Origin of the sequence: Pigmentiphaga litoralis, assembly GCF_013408655.1 — a bacterium.
GTDB lineage: Bacteria > Pseudomonadota > Gammaproteobacteria > Burkholderiales > Burkholderiaceae_B > Pigmentiphaga > Pigmentiphaga litoralis_A.
Genome location: NZ_JACCBP010000003.1, coordinates 350,626 through 369,600 on the forward strand (window position 1 = coordinate 350,626; position 18,975 = coordinate 369,600).

At 63.9% G+C, this 18,975-nt stretch carries 14 protein-coding genes; 9 read left to right on the forward strand and 5 right to left on the reverse strand.

Annotated elements, in window-relative coordinates; genetic code table 11:
* Nucleotides 1-74: 74 nt before the first annotated feature.
* Nucleotides 75-1,103, reverse strand: coding sequence for a LysR family transcriptional regulator (locus HD883_RS27875; RefSeq protein ID WP_257022693.1), 1,029 nt, complete (start codon nt 1,101-1,103; stop codon nt 75-77).
* A gap of 105 nt (nt 1,104-1,208) precedes the next feature.
* Between HD883_RS27875 and HD883_RS25875 the strand changes: the two genes are divergently transcribed.
* Nucleotides 1,209-1,808, forward strand: coding sequence for a malonic semialdehyde reductase (locus tag HD883_RS25875; RefSeq protein ID WP_179590239.1), 600 nt, complete (start codon nt 1,209-1,211; stop codon nt 1,806-1,808).
* A 244-nt stretch (nt 1,809-2,052) separates the two neighbouring features.
* Here the strand turns inward: HD883_RS25875 and HD883_RS25880 are convergent, their stop codons facing one another.
* The 4 genes from HD883_RS25880 to HD883_RS25895 all read right to left on the reverse strand — a co-directional run bounded on the left by HD883_RS25880 (nt 2,053) and on the right by HD883_RS25895 (nt 5,614).
* On the reverse strand, nt 2,053-3,066 hold the full coding sequence (locus HD883_RS25880; protein WP_179590237.1) for a Bug family tripartite tricarboxylate transporter substrate binding protein: 1,014 nt from the start codon (nt 3,064-3,066) through the stop codon (nt 2,053-2,055).
* 421 nt (nt 3,067-3,487) lie between these two features.
* Complete coding sequence (locus HD883_RS25885; RefSeq protein WP_179590235.1) at nt 3,488-4,084, reverse strand: nuclear transport factor 2 family protein; 597 nt, start codon at nt 4,082-4,084, stop codon at nt 3,488-3,490.
* 53 nt (nt 4,085-4,137) lie between these two features.
* Entirely contained in the window at nt 4,138-5,001 is an 864-nt protein-coding gene (locus HD883_RS25890) for an intradiol ring-cleavage dioxygenase (protein ID WP_179590233.1), read from the reverse strand.
* A gap of 115 nt (nt 5,002-5,116) precedes the next feature.
* Nucleotides 5,117-5,614, reverse strand: a complete 498-nt coding sequence (locus HD883_RS25895) for a DUF192 domain-containing protein (protein WP_373563483.1) — start codon at nt 5,612-5,614, stop codon at nt 5,117-5,119.
* A 507-nt stretch (nt 5,615-6,121) separates the two neighbouring features.
* Here HD883_RS25895 and clpS point away from each other — a divergent pair.
* The 8 genes from clpS (at nt 6,122) to HD883_RS25935 (ending at nt 18,892) form a co-directional block, all read left to right on the forward strand.
* Complete coding sequence (gene clpS / locus HD883_RS25900; protein WP_179590230.1) at nt 6,122-6,442, forward strand: ATP-dependent Clp protease adapter ClpS; 321 nt, start codon at nt 6,122-6,124, stop codon at nt 6,440-6,442.
* Complete coding sequence (gene clpA / locus HD883_RS25905) at nt 6,439-8,733, forward strand: ATP-dependent Clp protease ATP-binding subunit ClpA (RefSeq protein ID WP_179590228.1); 2,295 nt, start codon at nt 6,439-6,441, stop codon at nt 8,731-8,733. The genes clpS and clpA overlap by 4 nt, the downstream gene beginning before the upstream one ends.
* 477 nt (nt 8,734-9,210) lie before the next feature.
* On the forward strand, nt 9,211-10,665 hold the full coding sequence (locus tag HD883_RS25910; protein ID WP_179590226.1) for a DEAD/DEAH box helicase: 1,455 nt from the start codon (nt 9,211-9,213) through the stop codon (nt 10,663-10,665).
* 172 nt (nt 10,666-10,837) lie between these two features.
* A complete protein-coding gene (locus HD883_RS25915; protein WP_179590224.1) occupies nt 10,838-11,518 on the forward strand; it encodes a response regulator transcription factor in 681 nt (226 codons plus the stop codon).
* Nucleotides 11,515-12,930: a sensor histidine kinase gene (locus tag HD883_RS25920; RefSeq protein ID WP_373563484.1), complete on the forward strand. Its 1,416-nt coding sequence runs from the start codon at nt 11,515-11,517 to the stop codon at nt 12,928-12,930. Before HD883_RS25915 ends, HD883_RS25920 begins: the two co-directional genes overlap by 4 nt.
* A 123-nt stretch (nt 12,931-13,053) precedes the next feature.
* Nucleotides 13,054-14,184, forward strand: coding sequence for an efflux RND transporter periplasmic adaptor subunit (locus HD883_RS25925; RefSeq protein WP_179590222.1), 1,131 nt, complete (start codon nt 13,054-13,056; stop codon nt 14,182-14,184).
* A gap of 12 nt (nt 14,185-14,196) precedes the next feature.
* Nucleotides 14,197-17,322 carry an efflux RND transporter permease subunit gene (locus tag HD883_RS25930; RefSeq protein WP_179590220.1) on the forward strand — a complete coding sequence of 1,042 codons (3,126 nt, stop codon included), beginning with the start codon at nt 14,197-14,199 and terminating at the stop codon, nt 17,320-17,322.
* The gene (locus HD883_RS25935; protein WP_179590218.1) at nt 17,315-18,892 is read left to right on the forward strand and encodes a TolC family protein; all 1,578 of its coding nucleotides are present in this window, start codon (nt 17,315-17,317) and stop codon (nt 18,890-18,892) included. Before HD883_RS25930 ends, HD883_RS25935 begins: the two co-directional genes overlap by 8 nt.
* Nucleotides 18,893-18,975 lie beyond the last annotated feature (83 nt).

The following is an 18,975-nucleotide window of genomic DNA, read 5'->3' on the forward strand; positions in this document are numbered from 1 at the left end:
TGGGGTGATCGTTCAGATGGTGCGGTGACCCAGGGCCGCACGGCCTGCGTGGGACACCTTATGTCGACCGCCGTTCAGGTCGACCACTTCCGTCCGAACTCCATCGCATCGAAATGCGCGGCCAGGAAGTCGATGAAACATCGCGTCTTGGCGGGCAGATACTGACGATTGGGATAGGCCAGGTTGATGCTCAGTCGCGGCAGGTCCCAGTCATCCAGCACCGGCACCAGCCGCCCGGCCACGATCTCGTCGTAGATGATGTATTTGGGCTGAACCAGGATGCCCAGGCCATCCAGCGCGGCGGCGACCAGTACCTGGCCTTCATTGGATTCAAGCAGTCCCTTGACCGTGATCGACTCGGTGATCGAAGCGACGGTGGACGCAGCATCCGACGTGGCCGAGGATGCCGGCGCCGATGCGAGTGCCGAAGCTGCCGCCGCGGCAGTCCTTGCATTGGCAGGCGTTGATCCAACGGTGTTCCCCCGCCGCGTGAACCGCAATTCGTCATACCGGTTCGCGTACGTGTACAGCAGCAATCGATGGCGGGACAGGTCCTGCACCGTCTGCGGCGTGCCGTACTGATCCAGGTAGCGGGGCGACGCAGCCAGCACGCGCCGCGTCTCGGCCAGGCGGCGTATCGTCAAGGTCGAATCCGATTCCACTTCGCGCGTACGGATCGCCAGGTCAATGCCGTTTTCGATCAGGTCGTAATACCGGTTCGATGTCATCAGGTGCACGTTGACCTGCGGATAGCGCTGCGTGAACGCCGGCAGGATAGGCGCAATGTGCCGCATCGCAAACGACACCGACGCCGTGATGCGCAGGTCGCCGGTCGGGTTCACGGCCGTGGCATTGGCCATCGACTCGGCATCCTGCATGTCGGCCAGAATGCTCTTGCAGCGCTGATAGAACGCTTCGCCCACTTCCGTCAGGTACAGGCGGCGGGTATTGCGTTCGACCAGCCGGGCGGCCACGCGCTGTTCCAGCGTGCTCAGGTGCCGGCTGGCAGCAGCGTTCGACAGCCCGACGGCCTCGGCCGCGCGCGTCAGGCTGCCTTGTTCCGCGATCTGCACGAACAACTCCATTTCCCGCCAACGATCCATACCCGGTCTGCTGCCTTTTATTGTGTGGGGTGATGCCGCGGGTTGTCAGGGCGGCTTATAATTTTCGGCTACGACTTCATTCGTATGCCCAACCAGGAATTTGTCATGCCCGTCAACGCTCCCCGCATTTCGCAAGATGCTCTCGACCAGCTGTTCATGTCGGCCCGCACGCACAACGGCTGGCTCGACACGCCGGTGTCCGACGACAAACTGAAGGAAGTCTACGACATCGCGAAAATGGGAGCGACGTCGATGAACACCCAGCCGATGCGTCTGGTGTTCGTGCGTACGCCGGAAGCGCGTGAGCGTCTGTCCACCATGGTCAGCCCGGGCAACGTCGACAAGGTGCGTCAGGCGCCTGTGATCGTGATCTTTGCGAACGACAGCAAGTTCTACGAATACATGCCCAAGATCTGGTTCCGCGAAGGCGCCAAGGAAATGTTCGAAGGCAACCCGGCCATGGCCGCCGCCACCGCCACACGCAACGCCACGCTGCAGGCCGCCTACTTCATGATCGCCGCCCGCGCCGTTGGCCTGGACTGCGGCCCCATGAGCGGCTTCGACATTCCGAAGGTCAACGCCGAATACTTTGCTGACGGCCGCTACCAGGCCAATTTCATTTGCGCGCTGGGCTTTGGCGACGAAAGCAAACTGTTCGAACGCCAGCCCCGCCTGGCCTTCGAAGAAGTGTCGACGCTGCTGTAAGCGGCGATCGCAACGGCGACCACCGCAACTGCGACCACCGCGACCACCGCGATCGCGGCAACCGCGACCGCCGCGATCGCGGCAACCGCGACCGCCGCCAGCAAGCAGAAGGGACGCCGCGGCGTCCCTTTTTTAAGCGCAGCTGGCTTTCCGCGCGGTCGTTTTCCGCGAGCTTATTGCCGCCCGCCGATCCATCGTCGAATCGTTGATACCCGCAACGATTCGACAACCGGCCTGCGCTCTGTCACTCCTTCGCGATTCCGGCCTTGTTCCGCACGTCGTCCCACCGGTTGATTTCCGCAACCAGATGCTGATTCAGCGCCTGCGGGGTCGATGCTTGCGCCAGGCACGCCGACGACAGCATCTGCTGCTTCACGGCATCGGATGACAGCACCGTGGTCAGCGCGCGATTCATCTTGTCGACCACCGGTTGAGGCGTGCCGGCCGGGAAGGCCAGTGCGTACCAGGTCGTCACGTCAAAGCCCCGCACGCCCGACTCGACCGCTGTTGGCGTATCTGGCAAACCGCCGAACCGCGTCGGCGACGTCACGGCCAGCGCCTTCAATTCACCGCTGCGGATATGGCCCAGCAGCGGCGATGCGACTTCCACCAGCATGTCCACCTCACCCCCCAGTACAGCGGCCACTGCGTTGGGCGTGCCCTTGTACGGAATGTGCTGGATGTCGGCGCCACTGATCTGCCGCAGCAGTTCGGCCGCAAAATGCTGCGTGCTGCCGACGCCCACGCTGGCATAGTTCAGCTTGCCCGGCGACGCCTTGGCCATCGCCAGGAACGCCGGCAGATCCTTGGCCGTGTTCTTCTTGCCCACGGCCACCACCAGCGGCTGCGCGCACAGCGTCGACACCGGCGCGAAGTCCTTGACCGCATCGAAGGGCAGCTGCTTGTACATGGCGGCCGACACCGCATGGCCGTTGTTCATGACGAACACGGTGTGCCCGTCCGGCGCCGCGCGCGCCACGGTGTTGGCCGCCAGCGTGCCGCCCGCACCCGGCTTGTTCTCGATCACGACGGCCTGGCCCAATTGCTCGGCCAGCGGCTGCGCCACCATCCGCGCAATGATGTCGGTGCCGCCGCCCGGCCCGAAGCCGACCAGCATGCGGATCGGCCGCGTTGGCCAATCCTGGGCTTGGGACTGCGCCTGGGCCTGCGCCGCAGGGGCAAGGGAAACGAGAGCGGGAAGCGCCAAGGCGAGCGCGGACCGCAGCGCGCCGCGCGGGCGCCGGATAGCAGGGTGCATGGTTGTCTCCGTAGCCCCGGTCTGTGCGGGGCTTGTGTTGGAAGTGCACAAGGTGAAAGAACGTGGGACATACAAGGAAGGTGCAACCAGCACCGAACACGATGGTGATCGCATCCCGCAAAAACGGTAGGGCAACGGGCAAGCCTTCAGGGAAAATCCCATCAGGGTAATCAGTAAGACAGCCTGACTATCTCGGCAAAAAAGGGGGCGGCTGGTTGCCGCCACCTGTTCACCGATTCAAGGAGTCTGCCCCACCTCGCCCGGGTCCTGCACAATCATTTACCGCGACACGATCGCGAAGCAGTGACTCCGCCTCGACGTCGCAACATCGACGTCGCAGCATCAACATCACCGCATCAACATCACCGCATCGACATCGAAGCATCAACGTCGAAGCATCAACATCGCGCCGCATCAACCCTCAAGGCCGCGCCGATCCCTCCAGCCAGGCCTTGCCGCGTTGATACAGCGCCTCGACTTCCGGCCCTTTCAAGCCCGGCATCGTCGTCTTCACATCCATGCCGATGCCCACCTGCAGATACGCCAGGTGGCGATAGCCTTCGGCAAAGCGCGACAGCAGTTCCGGGTCCAGCTTGAGCGTCGCGGACGGGTCCACGGCGTCCATCCGATCCTTTTCATAGATCGGCTGGCGCTCCACCACGCCCCACTTGCCGGCGCGTTTTTCCACGAAGTCGTAGAACCTGCCCGTGCACACCACGTCGACCAGCACATCGTGCACCTTGGCCCGCTGCGAGATCGTCATCTTGGTCTGCACGACCGCCCGGTCGCCCGCGCGGTCGATCGTCGATCCGCCCAGAAAATGCAGGATGTTGACGCCGCGGTCCATGCCTTCACGGCTCTGCTTGATGAACTCCGTGGCCGACGCCTGGCACCACGTGGCGTTCATGCGTCCGTCGTCATGCCACACCGTGGCAAAACGTTCCCAGTCGCCGGCGTCGCGCCACAGCGCCCAGTTTTCGATCAGTTCGCGTATCGCGAGTTTTTCCTCGTCGTACATGATGTCTCCTTGTTATGAAGTGGGGCAGGGGGGTTGCAGCAAGGCAAAAAAACTTAGTTCTTGGGGTTCAGCACGAAGTCGAAGTCCAGCGTGTAGAACGGCGTCGCGCTGTCGGTGCCGGCGGGCGTGGCGCCCGGCTCGTGGCGCACCCACTGCGCGATCAACGATGAGCGTACCCCGAACACGGCATCCGAATCGAGATACTGATCGCCATCGCGGAACACATGGGTGACCAGCGTCTCGTAGCCTTCAGCCTGGATCATGAAGTGCAGATGCGCCGGGCGCCAGGGGTGGCGATTGAGCGCGGTCAACATGCGGCCCACCGGGCCATCGTGTGGAATGGGATAGGCCTCGGCCAGGATGGACGTGAAGTGAAAGCCGCCGTCGTCCTGGGTGTACAGCGTGCCGCGCGCGCGGTGACCGTGATCGCCCTTGTACTGCACGTCGTAGTTCCCGTCGGCATCGGCCTGCCAGACTTCCAGCTTGGCGTGGGGGATCGCCTCACCCTTCGTGCCTCTGACCGTGCCGCGCACGAAACAGGGTTCACCCTGAGCGCCGTTGGCAATGTCGTCGCCGTTTTGGTAGTCGGGCGACCCTTCCACAAAGAAGGGCCCGAACACGGTGGCTTCGGTGCACGACGGCGGCTTGCGATGGTTCATCGCGGTCACCAGGGTGGACAAGCCCAGCGTGTCGGACAGCAGGATGAATTCCTGGCGCTTGTCGTCGGTAATGTGGCCAACCTGGGTCAGGAACTCGATGCCCTGCACCCATTCCGCCTCGGTCAGCTTCACCTCGCGCGCAAAGCTGTGCAGGTGCTGCACGAGGCTGGTCATGATTTCTTTCAGGCGTGGACTGGGGGCGTCCACATGGCGGGCCAGCACGGCCTGGGTGATGGTGTCTTCATTGAGGTTGCGCAAGTCGGTCTCCGTCGTCTGTGGCGTGGCCTACTGTAGACGCGCATCCGGACCGAAGAAACCGATAAAGCGGAAAAGACTTTTGCGCCCGATGGAAGGCCGGGCGCCATATGCCAGATTACCGAACGCCGGGAATGCCTTCGATCTTGGTGCCCGCCTTGATGCCGCGGCGCGCAAACCAGCCCTTGTCCATTTCCAGCGCGTACAGCACCGGCTTGACGGCGCAGTGGCTGTCTTCGGTTTTGGGCGCCATGTCTTCGATATTGGCGACGGTGCCGTCCGCGGCAATAAAGGCCACCGACAGCGGGATCAGCGTATTGCGCATCCACATGCATTGCGTGGCGGGCGCATCGAATATGAACAGCATGCCGGCGTTGGGCGCCAGCTGCTCGCGGAACATCAGGCCCCGTTCACGGGTAGCGGGGGCAGCGGCCACTTCTGCCTGGATCAGGTGCATGCCCGCGCGCAATTGCTGCACCGGCATCCCCTGCGCCCAGGTCAGCGCCGGCAGCAGCGCGCCGGCCACGGCCAGGCCCGCGGCTGCGCCCAGGCGCGTGGCAAGCCGGCGGAAGGAAAAGGGAAGGGCGGAAGGCGTGCGGGTAACGGTCGAGGTCATGATCGGCATTACAAAGGCAGTGTTGGACGGACGGGATGCGCAGGGCAGAAACCACGCGGCCGGCCCCGTGATCGGGTGATCGCAGCGTAGCATGGCGTATCCCCGCGGAGCCTGACGGCAAGCTGTCTGCCGGTGGGCAGAAAAATGTTGCGGATCACCGCAATAACCCTGTTGCGCACGGGGCCAAAAAAATTGCTGCGCGGCATCACCCGACACCGCCACATCCGTGCGACGGGAGTAATATGAATGAAACTCCCTACCGAAATGTGCAGCCCGCTGGCGTCGTTTCCCTGCTGACACAGGCGCTGCACGTGGGGTCCGGCAGGATGTAAGAACGCTGGATGACCGGGGCCGTAATCCGTTATTAATAGCGTGAGGGGTTGATATGGCAATGATCAACACCACATGACTTTCAAGCTGGCACCGCGGCCTCGAACCGTTTGCACTAGCCCGGAATGAGGCGGCAAGGTGACTGGCAGGGTACTTTCGAGTGGATAGAATAGGCGCATGAGCACCGGGTTCGATTCTCATCCGAATCAGACAACGCTGCTCGAGCGGGAAACTTCCAAGACAAAACCACCTCCAATGTTTACGGTGGTACTGTTGAACGACGATTTCACGCCGATGGAGTTCGTTGTGCTGGTACTGGAGAAGTTTTTTAGCAAAGGGCGCGAGCAAGCCACGCAAATCATGCTCAAGGTACACCTCGAGGGCCGGGGCGTGTGCGGAGTTTATGCGCGCGATATCGCCAAGACCAAAATCGATCAGGTGAGCAGGTTTGCGCGGCAGAACCAGCATCCGCTTCAGTGCATCATGGAGGAAGCGTGATTTCTCAAGAATTGGAAGTTAGTCTTCACATGGCATTTGTCGAGGCCCGTCAGGCTCGGCATGAGTTCATCACGGTGGAGCATCTGTTGCTTTCCCTGCTCGACAACCCGTCGGCAGCGGAAGTGTTGCGGGCCTGCGCCGCCAACGTCGACGACCTCAGGCGCAATCTGCGTAACTTCGTCAACGACAACACGCCCGTCATTCCGGGCACCGAAGACGCCGACACCCAGCCGACGCTCGGCTTCCAGCGCGTGATTCAACGCGCCATCATGCATGTCCAGAGTACGGGCAATGGCAAGAAGGAAGTGTCCGGGTCGAACGTGCTGGTCGCGATCTTCGGCGAAAAAGACTCGCATGCCGTGTACTACCTGCACCAGCAGGGAATCACGCGCCTGGACGTGGTCAATTTCATGTCCCACGGCATTACCAAGCAGCCCCAGCTCGAAGCGGCCAATACGCCCAAAGAGCCGGAAGCTGAAGCGGAAGCCGAGGCCAAGCAGTCGCCGCTCGACCAGTACACCCAGAACCTCAACGTGGCCGCCAAGGCCGGCAAGATCGATCCGCTCATCGGGCGCGACAACGAGCTTGAACGTGTGATCCAGGTGCTGTGCCGCCGGCGCAAGAACAACCCGCTGCTGGTGGGCGAAGCCGGGGTCGGCAAGACCGCGATCGCCGAGGGCCTGGCATGGCGCATCACCGAAGGCACCGTGCCGGAAGTGCTGGCCGACGCCTGCGTGTACTCGCTCGACATGGGTGCACTGCTTGCGGGTACCAAGTATCGCGGCGACTTCGAACAACGCCTGAAGGCGGTGCTCAAGCAGCTCAAGGAAAGCCCCCGGTCCATCCTGTTCATCGACGAGATCCATACCCTCATCGGTGCGGGCGCGGCGTCGGGTGGGACTCTGGACGCCTCCAATCTGCTCAAGCCGGCGCTGTCGTCGGGCCAGCTGAAGTGCCTGGGCGCGACCACGTATACCGAGTATCGCGGCATCTTCGAAAAGGACCACGCGCTGTCGCGCCGTTTCCAGAAGGTGGACGTGAACGAACCGACGGTCGAGCAGACCGTGCAGATCCTGCGTGGCCTGAAGCAGAAGTTCGAAGACCACCACGGCGTCAAGTACTCCGCAGCCGCGCTGTCGGCCGCGGCGGAACTGTCGTCCAAGTTCATCAACGACCGTCACCTGCCTGACAAGGCCATCGACGTGATCGACGAAGCGGGCGCTGCCCAGCGCATCCTGCCCAAGTCGCGTCAGAAGAAGGTGATCGGCAAGACCGAGATCGAAGACATCGTGTCCAAGATCGCCCGGATCCCGCCGCAATCGGTATCGAGCGACGATCGCAGCAAGCTGGCGACCCTCGAGCGCGACCTGAAGGCCGTGGTGTTCGGTCAGGATGCCGCCATCGATGCGCTGTCGGCATCGATCAAGATGGCGCGTTCGGGCCTGGGCAAGCCGGAAAAGCCGATCGGTTCGTTCCTGTTCTCGGGTCCGACCGGGGTGGGCAAGACCGAAGTCGCGCGTCAGCTGGCGTTCATCCTGGGTATCGAACTGTTGCGGTTCGATATGTCGGAATACATGGAACGCCACGCGGTATCGCGCCTGATCGGTGCGCCGCCAGGGTATGTCGGGTTCGACCAGGGCGGTTTGCTGACCGAGGCCGTCGCCAAGAAGCCGCATTGCGTGCTGCTGCTCGACGAAATCGAGAAGGCGCACCCCGAAGTGTTCAACATCCTGCTGCAGGTGATGGACCACGGGACGCTGACCGACAACAACGGCCGCAAGGCGGACTTCCGCAACGTCATCATCATCATGACGACGAACGCGGGCGCCGAAGCGCTGCAGAAGAACGTGATCGGCTTTACCAATTCGCGTCAGCTCGGCGACGAAATGGCGGATATCAAGCGCATGTTCACGCCTGAATTCCGCAACCGTCTGGACGCAACGATCTCGTTCACTGCGCTGAACCAGGACATCATCCTGCGCGTGGTTGACAAGTTCCTGATGGAGCTTGAAGAGCAATTGCACGAGAAGCGTGTCGAGGTCATCTTTACCGATGCCCTGCGTGCGCACCTTGGCAAGAAGGGCTTCGATCCCCTGATGGGCGCCCGGCCCATGCAGCGTCTGATCCAGGACGCGATCCGTCGCGCGCTGGCCGACGAACTGCTGTTCGGCCGGCTCGTCAACGGTGGCAAGGTGACCGTGGACGTGGACGACAAGGACACGGTCCAGCTGACCTTTGGCGAGGAATCGCCCAAGGCCAAGCCGCAGCCGGCGGTTGAACTGACTGACTGATCACGCTGTGACACGGTGATGAAAGGGGCGCCCGGCTTCGGTCCGGCGCCCCTTTTTGCGTCCCGGCGGTCTCAGTCTGTGCGACCAGAGCAACAGGTGCCGAGACTTTTGTCCGGAAATGGGTTACTATCGTTGCACTGCATCAATTGCGTCACCGCCCTGTTCACAAATACGGGCACCGACGTGACCTCCATGCAGCCGATCGGGGGCGACACCCGCCACCCGAAAACTGCATCGTCTCTGACCCCGTCTTTCCCTTCGCTTAGCGCGCACGGTGATATCGGTCGGCGCCGATGATCCGTCCGAAGCGGTAACTGATATCCGCCTTCGGCAGCGTAGCGCCAGCTTTCCAGGCTTGCTCGTTCGAACGCTTCAGCACAACGGCTGAAGCGCATATGTGTGTGCGTTTTGCACGGCACATCCGGACCGGCTTGTGTGTCGAGTTGCGCAGCGTTTATCGCAACGAAAGGAAATTGAATGTCTTTTGAATCATTGGGTTTGGCTCCTGCTCTGGTCAGCGCGTGCGCTGAGGCTGGTTTTACCGAACCCACGACCGTGCAGGCCCAGGCAATTCCCCTGGCCCTGGCAGGTCACGATCTCATGGTGTCGTCGCAAACGGGTAGCGGCAAGACCGCAGCCTTCATGCTGCCGGCCCTGCATCGCCAACTGGCTGGCTCGCCGCTGCGCGCCGCCGGTGTCCGTATTCTGGTGTTGACGCCTACCCGCGAACTGGCACAGCAAGTGTCGGACGCTACCCGTGTTTTCGGCAAGGCCCTGGGCTGGCTCAAGACGACGACCGTCGTCGGCGGCATGCCTTATGGCGCGCAATTGAAAGCCCTGTCGCGTCGTGTCGACGTGCTGGTGGCCACCCCCGGCCGTCTGCTCGACCACGTGCAATCGGGTCGTGTGAACCTGGCCGAAGTGGAAACGCTGGTGCTGGACGAAGCCGACCGCATGCTGGACATGGGCTTCATCGACGATATCGAAGCCATCGTGGCCAAGACCCCGGCTTCCCGCCAGACGCTGCTGTTCTCGGCAACGCTGGACGGCACGATCGCCAAGCTGGCCTCGCGCATGATGCGTGACCCGCAGCGTATCGAAGTCGCTGGCCAGAAGGAAAAGCACGCCAACATCACGCAAACGCTGCTGTATGCGGATGACATGAGCCACAAGACGCGTCTGCTGGACCACCTGCTGCGCGACACCAGCCTGCAACAGGCCATCGTGTTCACGTCGACCAAGCGTGCCGCCGATGATCTGGCCAATGACCTGGCCGACCAGGGTTTCTCGGCTGCCGCCCTTCATGGCGACATGAATCAGCGCCAGCGTACCCGTACGCTGGGCATGATGCAGCGCGGTCAGGTGCAAGTGCTGGTGGCGACCGACGTCGCTGCCCGCGGCATCGACGTGCAAGGCATCAGCCACGTAATCAACTTCGACCTGCCGATGCAGGCTGAAGACTACGTTCACCGCATCGGCCGTACCGGCCGTGCTGGCCGCGACGGTGTTGCCTTTACCCTGGCCACCCACGCCGAGCGTCACAAGGTCCGTACGATCGAACGCTACACCGAGCAATCGGTGCCAGTCAGCACGATCGCCGGCCTCGAGCCGCAACGCGCTCCGCGTCCAGGCAGCGACCGTCCTTCGGGCCCGCGTCGCAGCGGTCCTGGCGGCAAGCCGGGCTGGAAGCCAGGCTTCTCGCGTGACCGTGGTGCATCGGCTGGCGCCGGTTTCCGCAACGAGCCGCCCCGTCCGCAAGGCGAGCGTTCGTTCTCGGCAGACCGTCCTGCCCGCACCTGGGCCGACCGTCCAGTGACCGCTGGCCAGACCGACCGTCCGCGTTCGCCGCGTCCGGAAGGCGAACGCCGCGAGTTCCGTACGGACGGTGCTGCTGCACCCCGCCGTTTCGACTCGCGCCGCAAGGCTGCGTAAGGAATCCAGGCTGCGCGTCTTCGGACGCGTGATCCCGGACTGAAAAATCCCCCACCGTTCGCGGTGGGGGATTTTTTTTGCGCCGGGCCGTTCAGGTGCCTGCGGACAGCAGAGAGGTAGACTATGGAGCCGGGGGTGCCGCCCCCGGTGTCTTCAAGGAGTTCTCTGCCCCATGCGTTGTCTGGTCATCGAAGACGAAATCGATACCTCGCGGTATATCTGCAACGGCCTGCACGAAAGCGGCCACACGGCGGTCGCGTGCCGGGATGGCGCCGACGGGCTGCAGAAGGCCCTGCACGAAACCTGGGACGTGATCGTCCTGGACCGGATGCTGCCCGACGACGTCGATGGCCTGTCGATCCTCACGACACTGCGCGGCATCGGCAACACCACGCCCGTGCTGATCCTGAGCGCACTGGCCGGCCTGGACGACCGGGTCCGCGGGCTGCGGGGCGGCTGCGACGACTACCTGACCAAGCCCTTTGCGTTCTCGGAACTGGCCGCGCGGCTGGAAGCGCTGTACCGCCGGTCGCGATCGCGCGACGACATTCGAGAACTGAAGATTGCCGACCTGAAGGTGGACCTGACCCGGCGTACGGTGGAACGCGACGGCAAACCGATTGCCTTGCAGCCGCGCGAATTCCGCTTGCTGGTCTATCTGCTGCTGAACCAGGGAGAGGTCGTCACGCGCACCATGCTGCTTGAAGCCGTGTGGGATTACCGTTTCGATCCGCAGACCAATGTGATCGACGTGCAGATCAGCCGGCTGCGCAACAAGATCGACAACGGCTTTACCACGCCGCTGATCCATACCGTGCGCGGCGTGGGCTACACGATTTCGGCCGACCGGTGAACGTCACGCGTTCCAGATCGCGGGCCGCCACGCCCGGCCCCCTGACATGGCTGCGGCAGCTGTGGGCGTCGGTCGCCTTCCGCCTGGCGCTGGGCTACGGCGTGTCGGTGATGCTGTTCATGCTGGTGATCCTGTCGGTGCTGTATGTGCAGACGATCGGGGTGCTGCAGAACCGGATCGATCGCCAGCTGCGATCGACGTCGACCCGGCTGATCACGCATTTCGAGGCGGATGGCCGCGAGAAGATCCTGGCCGAGATTGCCGATGCGCTGACCGACGGACAGAACACCGACACCGAAGCCTTCCTGCTGACCGATGCGCGTGGCCGCCGGATCGCGGGCAACATCGCGGCGTCGCCAGACCTGCTCAAGCCGACCAGCGGCGTGATCGACAAGGTATTCGTGCGGGATGGGCGCGCGGCCTATGGGCGCGTGCTGTCCATGCCCCTGCCCGATGGCGGGCGGCTGGTGGTCGGGCGCGACATGCAGGATCAGAAGGACCTGGAACAACTGGTGGGCAACGCCTTGCTGGGCGCCAGCCTGGTCGCGGTGCTGCTGGCCATTGTGGGCGCCATCGTGTTTCGCGACCAGCTGGAGTCCCGGGTCGGCGCCATTCGGCGCACCGCGGCGCAGATCGAAGCCGGGGACCTGACGCGGCGCATTCCGCTGTCGGGCAAGGAAGATGAATTTGCGCGGCTGGGCAATGACATCAACCTGATGCTGGATCGGATCGAGATCCTGATGGAAGGGGTGCGGCATGTGTCCAATACCATCGCGCACAATCTGCGCACACCCTTGTCCCGCATCCGCTCCAAGCTGGATGTGGCGAACCGGCCTGGCGCAACCGTCGACCAGGTGCAGAACGCCGCCACGTTCGCGATCCGCGAGATCGAAGAACTGACGGTGGTCTTCGACAAGCTGCTGCAGATTGCCGAGGCCGAGTCCGGCGCGCGGCGGCAGATCTTCCAGCCGGTGTCACTGAGCGACATCGTGGCCGACGTGGTCGAACTGTACGAACCGGTTGCCGAAGAAAAGGACGTGCGCTTTTCGACCGAGCTTGCCGACAGCGCCGTGGCCGATGGCGATCGCGATCTGCTGGCCAGCGCCATTGCCAATCTGATCGACAACGCGATCAAGTACGCCGGCAGCCCGGCCGAGGTGTCGGTGCGGACGGTGCAGACGTCCGATTCGGTCTGCGTGGTGGTGCAGGACAACGGGCCCGGCATTGCCGCGGCCGAACGCGCCAAGATCGGCACCCGCTTCTTTCGGCTTAATGCTGCAGTGCCCGGTTATGGCCTTGGATTGGCCAGTGTGATGGCGATTGCCCACCTGCATCACGCTACATTCAAGCTGGACGATGCAGGCCCGGGATTGGTAGCTACCCTGACCTTCAAGCGCGACGCAACAACATGACCAAACGGTAATAGTCTTTCCCCTTGCCTGTGGATAACATCGCGTGTGCCATGCAGAGTGGCGTCCGAGCGCGTGGCGAATGCCCGCATCGAATCGATAATCGTTATCCGCAAGAGGGTTTTCATGTCGGCGCCATTTTTCGTTCCAACGATCGTTCTTGCGGCAGCCTTGTCCGGGTTGATGGCGGGCTGTTCCGAGAAGCCGGCGCCCCCGCCGGCGGTCCAGGCCGAGCCCGCGCAACCCCCTCTGAAACCGGGTCAGGTTCGGGTCAAGGCCGCGTCGCTCAAGTACATGGATATCCAGGATCTGTCGCAGGCCGGTGCGGGCCGGGTGGTGTATGCCCCCGCGCGCATGGTATTCCGCGACGAGATGGTCTCCGAAGTCGCTTCGCCTGTCGCAGGCCGCCTGGTGGACGTGTCGGCCAAGGTGGGCGACACCGTCAAGGTCGGCACGCCGCTCGCCTCCATTTCCAGCCCTGAAGCGTCACGCATCCGCGGCGACTACCAGACCGCGGTCGTTGAACTGCGCGTGGCCGAGGCCGAGGCGCGCCGCCAGCAGATGATGACGGACAAGGGCATCGGCATTGCCTCCGAATTGTTCGTGGCCCAGGCCAAGCTGCAGGAAGCGCGCCATGCGGTGGATACCGCGTCGCGTGCGTCGGCCTATCTGGGCAACGGCGGCAGCGACGTCATCCAGCTGCGTTCGCCGCGCGCGGGTGTCGTCATCAACCGGACCGCGGTGCCGGGTTCGTCGGTCACGTCCGACACCGGCTCGTTGTTCACGGTGGGCGATCCGACCGCGCTGTGGATCACGGCCGACGTGTTTGAAAACGATCTGCGCGGCGTGCGCGAAGGCGCCCCGGTTCGCATCGAAATGCCGTCGCTGGACCAGCCCGTGACGGGCAAGGTGCAGCGCGTCGGTTCCGCGCTCAATGCGCAGACGCGCCGCGCCACGGTGTTCGTGTCGCTCGATCAGCCCAATCCCAATCTGCGCGCGGGCATGCTCGCCCGCGTCGGCATCACCACGACGGCGCCCGCCGGCATGTCGGTGCCGATCAATGCGGTGCTGATCAAGGACGGCCAGCGGTCGATCGTGTTCGTGCAAGTGGCCGAGACCACGTTCGAGGCACGCACGGTCATGCTGGGCCAGCCTTCCAATGGCTTCATCCCGGTCCTGGGTGGACTCAATCCCGGTGAAAAAGTGGTCGTGAAGGGCGGTCTGCTGCTCGACGGCTCGGCCAATCAACTGCTGTAACGGGATCTCTTCATGCGTTCTCTCATTGCGCTGGTCGTCCACCGCCGTCTTGCCGCGGTGGCCGCCACTCTGGTGCTGGCCGCCTATGGCGTCTTTGCCTACCTGAACACTGCCATCGAAGCCTACCCGGACGTGACCAACGTCCAGGTCGGCATCATCTCGCTCGCGCCCGGTCTGGCGCCGGAAGAAGTCGAGCGCCAGGTCACCTTTCCGCTCGAACGTGAACTGAACGGCACACCGGGCCTGATCTCGCTGCGGTCCGAAAGTTACTTCGGCCTGTCGATGATCACCATGGTGTTCAACGACACCACGCGCAGCTTCGATGCCCGCGTGCAGGTCACGCAGCGGCTGCCATCGGCCAATCTGCCCGATGGCGTCACGCCGGAAATGTCGCCCGACAACACGCCGCTGGGCAAGATCTACTACTACCGCCTGTACAGCGATCGGCACACGCTGGCGCAGCTGCGTTCCGAACAGGAATGGACGGTGGCGCGCGTGCTCAAGCAGATCCAGGGCGTGGCCGACGTCGTCAGCGTGGGCGGCTTCGTCAAGGAATTCCACGTGGAAGTGGATCCGGCCAAGCTGATCGCGCATGGCCTGACGCTGGATGAAGTCGTCGACGCCATCGGCAAGTCCAACCAGAACGTGGGCGGCGGCTTGCTGCGCCGGGGCGAACAATCGCTGATCATTCGCGGGATCGGTCTGCTCAAGACGCCGCGCGATATCGAAACCGTCGTGCTTTCCACCCACAACAACACGCCGGTGCGCGTGGCCGATGTGGCGCAGGTGGTGCAGTCCTATACGCCGCGCCAGGGCTCGGTCGGCATGGATGAGGAAGACGACATCGTCCAGGGCATCGTGCTGCTCAAGCGCGATGAAAACCCGACCAAGGTGCTGGACCAGGTCCACCTGAAAGTCGAGCAGATCAACAAGTCCATGCTGCCCGCCGGCATGGTGATCCAGCCGAGCTATGACCGGTCCAACCTGGTGGGTCACACGCTCAACACCGTCTATCACAACCTGTTCTTTGGCGCGACGCTGATCATCGGCGTGCTGTGGCTGTTCCTGCGCAGCCTGCGCGGATCGCTGATCGTCGCCATCGTGATTCCGCTGTCGCTGCTGGTTGCCTTTATCGGCCTGTACCTGATGAAGCTGCCCGCCAACCTGATCTCGATGGGGGCGATCGACTTCGGGATCATCGTGGACGGCGCGGTGGTGCTGACCGAAGCCATCATCCACAAGGCGCGATTACGCAAACCGACCACCCAGCGCGACATGTATGCGCTGATCATCGACGCCGCGGTGTCGGTGGCGCGGCCCACGCTGTTCGCCATGGCCATCGTGATCGCGGCGCTGATTCCGGTGTTCTCGCTGGAAAGCATCGAAGGCCGGATCTTCCGTCCCTTGGCGCTGACCTATACCTTTGCGCTGATCGGCGCGCTGATCTTTGCGCTGACCCTGGTGCCGGCCCTGTGCGCGATTTTCCTGCGTCCCAAGGATGTGGCGGCGCCCGAGCCCAAGGTGTTCCTGCGCATGCATCACGGTTTTTCCGGATGGATGTCGCGCATCCTGGGCAGCCGCGGCGCCAAACAGAAGGTCATGGGTATCGCCGTGATCATGCTGGTGGTCGCAGGCTATTCGGCGATCCACCTGGGCACCGAATTCCTGCCTGAGCTGGATGAAGGCGACGCCTACGTGCTGGTGCAGATGCCGCCGTCGATTTCCCTGCAGAAGGGCCAGGAACTGCTGCGCACGATCCGCATGCGCCTCAAGGCGCCGCCGGAAGTGATCGCGGTGACAAGCGAGCAGGGCCGTCCGGAAGACGGCACCGACAACGAAACCATCAACGTCGCCAAGGTGCTGGTTCGCCTGAAGCCGCGCGATCAATGGCGCAAGGGGCTGGACAAGGAAACGCTGGTGGGCGAGATGCGTGAATCACTGTCCGACCTGCCGGGCGTGCAGTTCAACTTTGCGCAGCCGATCCGCGACAGCGTCGAAGAGTCGACATCGGGCGCGCGTGGCCAGGTGGTGCTCAAGCTGTTCGGCCAGGACATCGACACCATGCGCGGGATCCTGCAGCAGACCAAGGCCTCGGTTGCCAAGATCCCGGGCGTTGTCGACCTCGACCTGTATCGCGATGCCCCGGCGCCGCAGCTGCATATCGAGTTCAACCGCGAAGCCCTGGCCCGCTATGGCATTGCCATGACGGTGGCCGACACGGCAGTCGAAACCGCGCTGGCCGGCAAGGTCGTGACGGCGGTGTGGGAAGGCGAACGCAGCGTGCCGGTGCGCGTGCGCCTGCCCTTCCCGAACCGCATGGACGAGGCGCGGATCCGTGAAATCCAGGTGGCCACACCTGACGGCAACTACGTGCCCCTGGGCGCCATTGCCACGGTCGGCTTCAAGGTGGGCAACGCGTCCATCTTCCGCGAAGGCAATTCGCGCTACATGGCGCTGAAGTTCAACGTGGAAGGCCGCGACATCGGGTCGGTCGTGAAAGACACCTTTGAAGCATTCGATCGCGACATCAAGCTGCCCGAAGGCTATATCGCGCAGTGGGGCGGCCAGTGGGAAAACCAGCAGCGCGCCGCGGCGCGTCTCAAGGTGGTGATCCCGCTGTCGTTGCTGGTGGTGTTCGTGCTGCTGTTCAGCGCGCTGGGCAGCGCCCGCAGTGCGGTGCTGATCCTGTTGACCGCGCCGTTTGCGATGGTCGGGGGCGTGATCGCCTTGCACCTGACCGGCATCGACCTGTCGATCAGCGCGGCGATCGGCTTCATTGCGCTGCTGGGGCAGGTGGCGCTGGCCGGCCTGCTGGTGCTGAGCGCGGTCGAAGACTTGCGGCGTGACGGCGTAGCGATGATCCCGGCGTTGATCGAAGGCACGGCGGAACGCATGCGGTCGATCCTGATGGTGACCTGCCTGGGTCTGCTGGGTCTGCTGCCGATGGCGCTGTCCACCGGCGTGGGCAGCGAAACCCAGCGCCCGTTCGCGTCGGTGGTGGTCGGCGGCATGGCCGTGCTGCCGCTGATCTCGCTGTTCGTCCTGCCGGTGCTGTATGCCTGGTTCGGACCCAAACGTATGTTGACCGCCGAGCAGCAGGATGAGCTCGACGAGAATGAGGAAGCCCGCCATGCATAAGTCCCTGCCCACGCTGATGATGGCGTTGGCACTGCCGCTGTCGCTGCCCGCAGCGATCGCCCAGACCCTGTCCACGCCTCGCGCGGCCACGTCGCCTTCGATGCCATCGTCCTCCATGCCGTCGTCATCGGTGCCATCGTCGTCGAACTCGGCCTCGCCGGCTGCGCCGACGATGTCGCCCGGCCTGCCGGGTTCGGCGGGTCCGGTTGTGCCGGGTGCGGTCTCGCCCGGTGCGCCGGGGTCGATGCCGTCGGCCATGCCGCCTGCGATGCCTGGCGCGATGTCGCCCGGCGTGACCGGATCGCCGTCGCCCGCCATGCCGAATGTGCCGGCGCCGCAATACGCGCCGCCGCCCACCATGTCGCAGTCGTCCTATGGCACCACGTCGCTGGGCTATGTCGGCCCGTCAGCCCGGTCGGCCCCGTTGACGGCGGACGTCACGCTGCAGCAGCTGCTGGACCTGGTCAAGACCTTCAGCCCATCGCTGGCAGCCGAGCGCAGCACGGTCGCCATGGCCGAAGCCGACCTGATGGCGGCGCAGACGTATACCAATCCCGGCGTCAGCTTCACGACCAAACGGGGCGAGCAGGAAACCACGCTGTTCCAGGACGTGCCGATCTTTGGCCAGCGCGGCAAGCGGATCGAAGCGGCGCAGAGCGGCATCGAAGCTGCCCGCGCCAATCTGCGGCTGGTGTACGCCAACGCCTTGCAGGACGCGGCGCGCGATTTCATGTCGCTGCTGGTGGCGCAAGAACGTGAAAAGCGCTGGGTCGATGCGCGGCAGGATCTGGAATCGGCGGCGCGTATCGTGTCGGGCCAGGTTGAAGCCGGATCCCGCAGCCAGTACGACCTGACGCGCCTGGACATCGAACGCGCCCAGCTCGACGCCCAGCTGGCGCAGGCGCAGGGGCAGACCTATGAAGCCTCGGCCCGGGTCGCGGCCGATGTGGGCGAGCCTGCCTGGCGTCCGCGTGCCGCCGGCGCCATCGTGCCGCGTTGGGCCTCCATGAATTTCGACGCGATGTGGCCGCAGGCCCAGACCCGCCTGCCGTCCGTGCGCGCGGCCCTGGCGCAGCAGACCTTTGCCGAAAAGATCCTGGAATCGGAACGCCGTGAAGCGTATCCGGTGCCGACCTTGTCGGTAGGCCGGGTCAACAACCGGCAGGAAGGCAACAGCAACACCTTCGGCATTTCGATGGGCATCCCGCTGTTCGACCGCAACCAGGGTCCCATCGCGCGTGCCGTGGCCGAAGCGCAGGGCCAGCAGCTGCGCGCCCGTGCCGTCATCCTGGCGGCCGAAGGCGAACTGCGCCGCGCCACCGACCAGCTCAATCGCCGCCAGCAACTGACGGAACGGTTCGAAAAGGAAGGCCTGGCCATGACCCCGCGGCTGCGTCAGATGGCGCAGGATTCGTACACCCTGGGCCGGGGCGGCATCCTGGAACTGGTGGATGCAATCCAGGCGATTGCGGAAAAGAAGAACACCTACCTGGATCTGATCGAAGCCGCCTTGCAGGCGGAAGTGGACGTGCGGGTCGCGTCGGGCGAGCTGGGCGCCGATCTGGAGTAGGGACTGTCCCGGCACGGCAAAAAAAAGCCTCGCGGTGATCAGCCGCGAGGCTTTTTTCATGGGGACATCGCCGCGTTCGTCAC